Here is a 9,893-nt window from a genome sequence, read left to right as displayed (position 1 = left end):
TCACTCACTTGATCGTCGTTATTGATCGTCGAAACCTTCTTCCCGTTTCTTAACACAGTTATCCTGTCCGAAAGATCAAGGACTTCGGAGAGATGATGCGATATATATAGGATCGTCATCCCCTTGGATCTCAGATCCCTTATTAGTCTGAAGAGGATCTCGATCTCTTTAATACTGAGTGGAGCCGTTGGTTCATCGAATATTATTATTTTCGGATCCCTGAAAAGGACTTTGAGTATTGTAAGCATCTCTTGTTGGCCGCTGCCAAGTTCCTTGGCTGACATGTTCATGTCGACATCAAGCTGATACTTTGCTATGAACTCTTTGGCCTTCGAAATCATCTCTTTTCTCTTCAGGAAACCTGCCTTTGTCTCTTCCAGACCCAGAAATAGATTCTGATAGCCCGAAAAATGCGGGACTAGCTCTCTTTCTTGATGAACTACACCTATATACTTGGAAGCATCTTTCGGCGAATGGAAATGCATCTCCTCTCCCATCAGCGAAAAACTACCATGGCTGGGCTTATAGACGCCAGCGAGAATCTTTACCAGTGTGGACTTTCCAGCACCGTTTTCGCCAACAAGAGAGTGGATCTCTCCGGCTTCAAGATCCATGTTGACGGAATCAAGAGCGACGACTCCAGGAAATTCCTTCGTCAGCTCCTGAATTTCGAGAATTTTCATTGCAGCTTCTCCCTCACATGCTTCGCCTTCTCCATGAATTCCTTAGCCCTCTTCGGGTCTACTGGCTTAAATGTGTCACCGTCTACCTTAACGCTAGTACCCATGATTATGCCATCGCCTAATGTCAGCATTTTCTCGACATTGTCTATGGTGGTGCCCGTCCCTACGATAACCGGTCTCCCGACAGAACCCTTTCTAGCACCTAGAAGATCCTCCTCCGGGATTTCGCTTCCTGCAGTTGTACCTGCAAGGCATACGGCATCTGCCAGTCCAAATTTGACCGCTCCGCGCGCGATATCTTCGAGCTTCCTTCCACCGAGGGGCTCAGTGTGACCGCTTATGTTGGCGAAAACCTTAAACTGCCCGCCTACAGAAGCCTTCAGTCGCTGAAGTTTTCCCGCATCAGGGTCCACAATTCCCCAGTCACCGACATAAACCCAGGAGAGGAATACCCTTACAAAATCGGCTTTAACTGCCGTTCCTATCGAAATGGCGGCCTCAGGATCAGCCAATACGGAAAGCCCAAACGGCTTTTCGACTGCTTTAGACGCTTCATTAATGAGTGCGCTCATAGCTGCCACTGTAACCATTGGGACATTTGACATATAGGGCCTGTCTCCTTCGTTGCTGAAGCTTACACCGTCAAAACCTGCTTCGAGGAGGGCTTCGGTATCCCTAAGGGTGACGTCCATTATCTTCTTCATACCGCCACTGGAATCATAGAGCGGCGACCCTGGAAGCGGCGGAAAGTGCACCATCCCGATTATTGGTTTCTTCACTCCAAACATCTCTTCTAAAACATTCACAGTCCTTTACCTCCGTTTTCGAGAATATATTTGCATGTCTCTGAATCGGTAATCAGATAATTCACAATTCCCTTCCTTATTGCGGCACTCACACTTCTAATCTTTCTAGAACCTCCTCCAATTCCAACTCTATTTTTTATGGCAATAAGCTTCTCAAATGGAATCGCTATCATGCGACGATTAAAATCGATATTCATCTCCTCACCATTTCTATCGATGATTCTTCCCACAATGTCCCCCACAGCGCCTTTTTCCTTGATTTCTTCAACACTGCCGGGGCGCTCAACAATCGAAGGGAAAATACTGTGCTCAATTTCAGGTCCTACTGAGAATATCGCTGTGTCAAGATCATCCCACATCTGCACTATTGCCGAAATTTGAGGTTCATTAAGGAAAACGTTCTTTACCTTTTCGCTGCTTGCTATCGCCGGCGCAAGAAGAAGTTGAAAAGTGCACCTCAATATCGAAGCCATAGAACCAACCAATTTGTTTGTTTCATTCTGAAGATTCTGCAATCCCCATCCGCCCATCAGTGGAATTAGTTGAATACCCGGTATGCTCTTCTCACCATCAAAGGACTCTATCATTTCAAAAATGCTTCCTCCCGCTCCGATTCCTATTTTGCTGCCCGGAGAAGCAATCTCGAAAAAAAGTTCACTTGCTTTCTTTCCCAAGAGCTTCTTTATGTGCCAGTCATCATGGTCAAGAGGAGTTTCTACCACAACGGCTCCCTCAAGGCCATACTTTTTTTTCAGAGACTCTTCCATCTGCGTAACCCTGTTCAATATATTGGTGATCTGAACCTTCACAATTCCACTGTCAATAGCTTCCTGAAGGATTCGAGACACAGTAGGAACAGAGATCTTAAGAGCTTCAGCTATTTCCCTCTGAGAACACTTCTTGAAGTAGTAGAGCTCAGAGACCTTTATCATCAAAGAGGGCGCGTACATAAATACCTCCTGAAAATTATTGCTGCAAGTTTTTTCATATACATTCTACATCTAATACCATCCACTTCGAAATTAGCAATGTGAAGATATCTCCAGATAATTGGCCTTAACCATCTGTATTTCATCCTAGTTACTATTATTCGAATGCGCTCAGCAACGGAGTAGTCGAAAATATCTTTAGAGCGGTACGAGAGTCTTGCAGTACTGCCAACGTTTTCTTGGTGGCTTCAAACTTACGTGAGGCAGCAACTGTGAGCACCATGTCTGGTAGAATTCACAAAGAGAGGAACTTCACTGGAGCATAATTCTTCATTGATAACTGACCGACTGGAATTTAGTTTGAATTAGAGAATTCTAAATACAAGGAGAGCAATAGATTTCCGGGACTTCCTAAATCAACTTAGATGATCTCGGAGAAAGGAAATCGGGCAGAGAGTACTGGCTCTTTCAGCTTCTGAATTCACTCTTTTTTTTGATTTCTCTGGAATCCGTGTCTGTATAGTACTGCATTGCCAACGTGAGAGTCAAGCGGCTCTATCAATGCGTCAATTCAGGATTCCTTTAATGTCTTAGAGTAACTTATGAAGTTCATTGCGTCTGCTGGCCTGGTATAAATGGATTAAGCAAGGTCTTCATCGTATTGTCATAGAAGAGTCTCGGCATTCTGGGACCGTATGTGAAAGCGTGTTTCAGAATCGAAGATATCAGTTCATTGAGAGATTAGTCTTACTGATAGTGAATGAGAGCAAACTCTTTCTTTTAACGAACAGTCAGACAGAGTATAAGAGGTATCATACCGGTTTTCTGATGATGAAATTTGAGCAATTTGAATCGACTGTGATAAGTCTTCACTTATGAATCAACCGGGAATAAAAATCGCCAGCAAAAAGCGGTTGTGTGAGGGGATTGAGAAATGAGACTGAAAAAGTCGTTGATGTTACTAATTTTCATTTTGATTTTTGCTGCCATTATTGATGCGGGATCCACTCCGGCAACGAACAACTGCGACGAAGCAAGAGAAGTTGCAAGGCAAGCATATCTCTTCGCCTACCCGATGCTCGAGAATCTAAGAACTATGACTCTCCAGGCTGTGATACCAGATGCGTTCAACAGGTTCAACCACAGCGAAGGTTTGCTCGGACCTGAATTCAGAGAAGTGGTGAGGCCAAACAACGATACAGTCTTTTCGGCAGCCTGGCTAGATTTGAGAGCCGAACCCGTAATTATCGATGTCCCTGCAATTTGTGAAAGATACTACTCCCTGCAGTTTGTCGACATGTATACACATAACTTCGCATATGCAGGAACGAGAACCACGGGATGCGGGGCAAGGACTTTCATGGTTGTAGGCCCGAAGTCATCAGCAGGAGTTCCCGAGAGCGTCGATGAAGTATTCACAAGCGAAGGAAACTTTGTTTTGTGTCTGGCAAGGATTTCAATAAACCCAGAGATATCCGGTGAGCTTGATGCGATACGCAAAATTCAAGACAGATTTCTAATCCAGCCCCTGAGTTCCTTCTTCGGTTATGAAGCCCCCAAATCTGTAAGAACAGACATCTTTCCGGTCTTCAGACAGGAACGAGCCGAGTCGGCCGGTTTCATCTATTATCTGAACTTCCTTCTAGGCCAGCTAGAAATTCATCCATCTGAGAAAGCCTTGATCGAACGATTCGGCCTTATTGGAGTCGGACCGAATCTCCCGTTTGACGAAGAAGTTCTTAATCCTGAAATACGGGCTGCAATTGAGCAAGGGATTGAAGATGCAATAGAAGTTATTCTCAGACCGGGTGAACTGCTGGGAACTACAAAGAATGGCTGGAGTCTCACAAAGAAAGTATTCGGCAATCGAAACCAGATGCAGGGTAAGTATGAGATTCGTGCTTCGGCCGCTTACATGGGTCTCTATGGGAACGATCTTGAAGAAACCTACTATCCAATAAGCTATGCAGATGTCGATGGAGAATCTTATGATGGCTCAAGGTACAACTACCTTATCCATTTTGAAAGCAACGAAATTCCACCCGTCGGACCGGGGGGATTCTGGTCCATCACCATGTATGGCGAAGATCAGTTCATGGTGCCAAATCAATTGAACAGATACACAATCGGCGATCGTTCGAAATTGACTTATAATGACGATGGGTCTCTCGACATCTATATCCAGCATGATTCACCAGGCCCTGATCTCGAAAGCAACTGGCTCCCTGCTCCAGATGGAGCTTTTTCATTGTCGCTAAGGATGTATTTGCCTTCAGCAAAGGCGCTTGATCCTCTATACTGTCCTCCTGGAGTAAGAAAATCAGAATATTGAGAATGAACGCCAGCCCAACTATTATTAGCTTATGCTTTCAAGTGAGCCAATCTCTGAGTTGAGAACGTGCAAACTTAGTATGATTTTTCGAGAGCTGAATTAAACAGAGTTGGCGTGCTATCATTAATTAGTATGCTTCTAAAATCCTATGTTGCGTTTTCAGAGTCACGAGGCGAGTCAGTTGGATAGAATTGGACTTTGCATCGGCTCAAGCACTATTTCCTGGTATGATGGTCAGACTCCCAGAAGGCTTTTGCATGAAGGAAATCCACTGAAAGTACTCAAAAGCTTTCTTCCAGAAATCCTTGAAAGAGGAGTAGTCGTAGTAACTGGAAAGAAAGGAAGAAGGCTGTTGAATCTTCCCCAAATCCCCGAAGTTGAAGCCACTGAATTTGCCTACAAAGAGCTGAAAAGCAAGTACGGAGATCATGAGGCAATTGTGAGCGTGGGCGGAGAGAATTTCACGCTGTACAAACTAAACGATAAGGGAAACATTACAGCCGTCTTCACAGGAAGCAAATGCGCTTCGGGAACCGGCGAGTTCTTTCTCCAGCAACTGAAGCGAATGAATATCGTACTGGATGCCGCAAACGCAGCGGAAACAGACGAGATTTACGAGCTTTCATCAAGGTGTACCGTATTCTGCAAGAGCGACTGCACACATGCTCTCAATAAGGGAACGCCGAAAGAGTCGGTTCTCAATGGTCTTGGCAAGGTCATGTCCGACAAGATCGGCGAACTCATGCACAGGGCTGGCGTAAAGAAGATACTTCTAGTTGGCGGAGTAACAAAAAACCGGCTTATGCTGAATCACTTGAAAGAAATCGCGGAAATTACCATACCAGATGAAGCTCTCTTCTTCGAGACCTTCGGCGCTTATCTGCATGCCAATACTCTCGAAGCAATCGAGATAGACAAAGAGACTGTCTTCAAGGAAGGGGTAATGACTTTCCCGAAGAATGAGCCACTTTCGAAGTTTGTAGACATGGTCGATTTCAAGGAGATGCCTTTCGAGACAGCTGAAAGCGGTGATTCTTGCATTCTCGGTGTAGACGTCGGCTCGACTACAACCAAGGCGGTTGTTATGAGAGCAAGGGACAATACCATTCTTGCCAGTTCATATCTCAGGACTATGGGAGATCCAATAAACGCTACACGCCAGTGTCTTGAAGAGATTCGTGCTTCACTTGATGTTCCTGTCGAAATAATCGGTCTCGGGGTTACAGGTTCCGGAAGAAAGATAGTTGGCCTTTACTGCGAGACGAGTGCCGTTTACAATGAGATCATGGCTCACGCAAGAGCTGCTTCATTCTTTGATAGAGAAGTCGACACGATATTTGAGATTGGTGGTCAGGATGCCAAATACACTTTCTTATCCAATGGGGTTGCCCTGGATTATGCAATGAATGAAGCCTGTTCTGCAGGTACAGGGTCATTTCTCGAAGAGTCAGCAAAGGAATCTCTAAACATAGATTACAGAGAGATTGGAGAATATGCGCTTAAAGGTCAATCTCCCCCAAACTTCAGCGATCAGTGTGCGGCTTTCATCAGCAGCGACATAAAGACTGCAATCAACGAGGGTATCTCTAGAGAAGATATCTGCGCCGGCCTGGTTTACTCTATCTGTCTGAACTACACAAACAGAGTAAAGGCCATGAGACCGGTTGGGAAAAAGGTCTTCATGCAGGGAGGCGTATGTCTCAATCGTGCTGTCCCCGTGGCAATGGCGGCAGTTACTGGGAAGGAGATAATCGTCCCTCCTCATCCAGGACTCATGGGTGCCTTTGGCGTATCACTCATGGTTAAGGAGAAGCTTCAAGCGGGTCAACTGGAAGAAGAACGCTTTGAGCTTGAAGCCTTGATCTCAAAAGAAGTGCGCTATCTCAGCACCTTCATTTGTGACGGTGGAGCAGAGAAGTGCGACAGAAAGTGTCCGATTCGCATAATTGAAGTTGGAGGGAAGAAGTTTCCCTTCGGCGGCGCTTGCAACAAGTATGAAAATGTTCGTCTTAACCTCCCCATAAACAGAAACGAATATATATATACTACGGATAGAGAGAAGATAGTCTTTGAACTGCCAAAAGAAAAGGGCCTTGAGACTGTAGGAATCAGCAAGTCTCTCTCCATGAATACTCTCTTGCCTCTCTTCTCAAATTTCTTCAGCAGTCTTGGGTTTAGAATCGTCGTACCGGAAAAGTCAGACCCCAGGGGCTGGGATAGAAAGAAATCTGAATTCTGTTTTCCAGTCGAACTGTCACATGGTTATATATATGATCTTTTGGAGAAGAATCCAGACTTTTTTTTCATTCCTGCAGTCAAGGGCTTAGAGGTTGAAAACTCCGTTGAAAACTCGGTCTTCTGTCCGTTTGTCCAGAGCGAACCGGACTGGCTAATGGGGAGTTTCGAGGAACTCAGATCGAAAAGGATCTTGACAGATTTCTTCGATTTTTCACAGGGCTTTGAGAAAGAAAAGGAGAAGTTCGTTTCACTTGCGAAGTCAGTGGGGAGGAATCGCGAAGAAGCTTTGACAGCCTTTTCCAACGGAGTGAAATCCTACGAAGATAGTGTAATAAGGATAAAGGAAATTGGAGAGCGGTTTCTTGAGAACCTAAAGAATTCGGATTTCGGTGTCGTTATCTTCGGTCGAGCCTACAATGCTTTTTCCAGTGACGCCAACATGGGAATCCCGGAAAAACTAGCTTCACGCGGAATCCCGGTGGTAACTTTTGACTCTCTTCCTTATGAAAGCGAAAGATCATATGAGAAGATGTACTGGGCCTGGGGTGAGATGAACCTGAAGGCAGCCAGATATGTAAAAAATAATCCAAAGCTCTTCGCACTATACATAACCAACTTCAGCTGCGGACCTGACTCATTCTTGATCTCCTTCTTCAGAGACATTATGGGGAAAAAGCCATCCTTGATTCTGGAACTGGATAGTCATACATCAGATGCCGGGGTGGAGACCAGGATCGAAGCCTTCGCCGATGTCGTTAGAAGCTCCATAGAAAGGAATACGGCGCTAGTAGAAAGCAAGCGGGTGAAGAGACCTAAACTGATAACGAATAACGGTACATTCAGCATAGAGCTGCAGGACGGAAGACACGTTCCCATTACAGATCCTTCGGTCAAAGTAATCGTTCCCACCATGGGCGAGTTTGCGGCTCAGCTCATAGCTGCTGCCTTCGAAAAGGCCGGCATCAACACTCACGTTCTCCCGAGACCGACAGAACTGGAGTTTCAACTGGGAAAATCCAACTCATTATCTAAGGAATGTCTGCCCTTTCACTTGACTCTAGGAAGCCTTATTCGCTACCTTGAGGAAAACAAGGACGACAAAAGCATAATAATGTACTTCATGCCCGATACTCGCGGCCCCTGTCGATTTGGACAGTACAGCACTTACATAGATCTTTGGCTGGACAAGAACAATGCAAGCAATGTTCTACTGTTCTCTCTCAATTCTGAGAACGGTTATGCGGGCATGGGCCTTCAAACTAAACTGAGAATATGGACAAGCATGATCATGGCTGACGAGTTCTGTAATGTTGAAAATGCCCTGCTAACACTGGCAGCCAACAGGGATGAGGCCGTCAAAGCAAGTAAAGAAGCCCGCAAGATTATACTTGAGAGTGTAAAACGAGACTCCTTCAGCGAGTTAACCAGGAAACTGGAAACGATTTGCGAGAATCTCTCTCAAATTCCTCTAAAGAGCGATTTCGAAACGACTCCAAAAGTTCTGCTTTCAGGGGAGATATACGTTAGAAACGACGAGTTCTCCAGAAAATCACTCGAATCGTTCTTTGCAGATAATGGAATAGTTATGCATGCTTCACCAATCGAAGAGTGGATCTACTATCTTGACTACATACTACTGAAGAAATATGTACCAACAAAACTTGGACCAGTGAAGAGAGGAACGAAGCATATTGAAATCGCAATAAAGCGGTCAATCGAAAAGCGGGTCAAGAGGATTCTTGAAACAAGTGGGGTTTACAAAGGGCACTTGGTAGATATCGAGGGTATGGTCGATGCTTCAAAGGAATTTTTGAACCCCAAGCTCACAGGAGAAGCAATCCTCACTCTGGGAGCCGTTTTATTCGAATCGATAGACAGATATGACGGAGTCATTTCTATAGGCCCATTTGGATGCATGCCGACTAGGATTGCGGAGGCCATTGCGGAAAGAGGACTGGATCACCAAAGGAGAGACTCTAACAAACTCAAGAGAGAGGTCTTTGATCTTGCCGGCAATATCCCGATACTCTTCTTTGAGTCTGACGGAAACCCCTTCACTCCGACCGTTGAAAGCAGACTTGAATCCTTCGTGGTGCAGGTGAAGAGAGTTAAATCACTTTCGATGGAACTTCAAAGTCAGAAGTTCAAGTAACTCTTGAGAGACCAGGATCTGCATTGCGACACGAATCATCCAAAGCCAGATGGCCAAATCTCCAGTCGGCAGCTCCCAAAAATGCTATTGAGATAGTCGCTAATATAGATTATCCGGTAAGAACCAATCCAAATGCTTTCTTCCTCTGGACTTAATTGATTGGCTTTGAGAATTCTCTAGCCGCTATTTGGTTTCCATCTCCTTTTGTATTCTATCTATAACGAACAGAATGTAAAGCAAGTACAGGAGCACCGCCCCATTAGCCGCCAAGACCACGCCAATAACCAATCCCGGCAAGAGATGAGAAATCAGCATTGAGAGACCGAATGTAATAGCAAGAACATTCAGAGTCAGCTGAGAAGCGGTTAACTTAACAAGTATACTGGGTATCTTACTACCTACTCCGCCCGTTCTGCTCGCCTTCTGACCAAGGAATTTGCCTATCGAAATCGCCCCTCCCAAAATATTCAGGACACCTACAAGCAGGGTGAGCGGATAGACTAAGATCTCCGGGATAATGCACGATACGGTTCCAAGAGCTGCAAATACAAGACCGATAAGGATCACCGGCAGAGATCTAGGGAAAACTCCTATCGGGGCGCTTCCCGAGGCTATCATCTGGATAGCGAAAATCATCATCAGCAAACCGAGTTGGGCACTTCCCGAAAAAGGCAGAAGCCCGAGATTTACCGGAATCAACAGCACACCAAGAATTATCATGAAGACACTTGTGACTAGAATCATCGCCCTGTC

The 9,893-nt window shown here is 45.2% G+C and carries 6 protein-coding genes; 2 read left to right on the top strand and 4 right to left on the bottom strand.

Features of this window, described 5'->3' with window-relative positions:
* The 3 genes from ENN47_12035 to ENN47_12025 all read right to left on the bottom strand — a co-directional run.
* The coding region (locus ENN47_12035) for a sugar ABC transporter ATP-binding protein (GenBank protein ID HDP78877.1) at positions 1 to 683 on the bottom strand (683 nt) is incomplete at its 3' end.
* Positions 680 to 1,489, bottom strand: coding sequence for a BtpA/SgcQ family protein (locus tag ENN47_12030; GenBank protein HDP78876.1), 810 nt, complete (start codon positions 1,487 to 1,489; stop codon positions 680 to 682). The genes ENN47_12030 and ENN47_12035, both read right to left, overlap by 4 nt.
* Positions 1,486 to 2,439 carry a winged helix-turn-helix transcriptional regulator gene (locus tag ENN47_12025; GenBank protein HDP78875.1) on the bottom strand — a complete coding sequence of 318 codons (954 nt, stop codon included), beginning with the start codon at positions 2,437 to 2,439 and terminating at the stop codon, positions 1,486 to 1,488. The genes ENN47_12030 and ENN47_12025 overlap by 4 nt, the downstream gene beginning before the upstream one ends.
* Positions 2,440 to 3,352: 913 nt before the next feature.
* Between ENN47_12025 and ENN47_12020 the strand changes: the two genes are divergently transcribed.
* Together ENN47_12020 and ENN47_12015 are read left to right on the top strand one after the other, a co-directional pair.
* Positions 3,353 to 4,750, top strand: coding sequence for a DUF1254 domain-containing protein (locus ENN47_12020; GenBank protein ID HDP78874.1), 1,398 nt, complete (start codon positions 3,353 to 3,355; stop codon positions 4,748 to 4,750).
* A gap of 181 nt (positions 4,751 to 4,931) precedes the next feature.
* On the top strand, positions 4,932 to 9,140 hold the full coding sequence (locus ENN47_12015; protein HDP78873.1) for a 2-hydroxyglutaryl-CoA dehydratase: 4,209 nt from the start codon (positions 4,932 to 4,934) through the stop codon (positions 9,138 to 9,140).
* 183 nt (positions 9,141 to 9,323) lie between these two features.
* Here ENN47_12015 and ENN47_12010 read toward each other — a convergent pair.
* On the bottom strand, positions 9,324 to 9,893 hold a 570-nt coding region (locus tag ENN47_12010), incomplete at its 5' end, for a hypothetical protein (protein ID HDP78872.1).

Source organism: Mesotoga infera (genome assembly GCA_011045915.1).
Lineage (GTDB): Bacteria > Thermotogota > Thermotogae > Petrotogales > Kosmotogaceae > Mesotoga > Mesotoga infera_D.
This window is presented reverse-complemented; position numbering and strand designations above follow the sequence as displayed.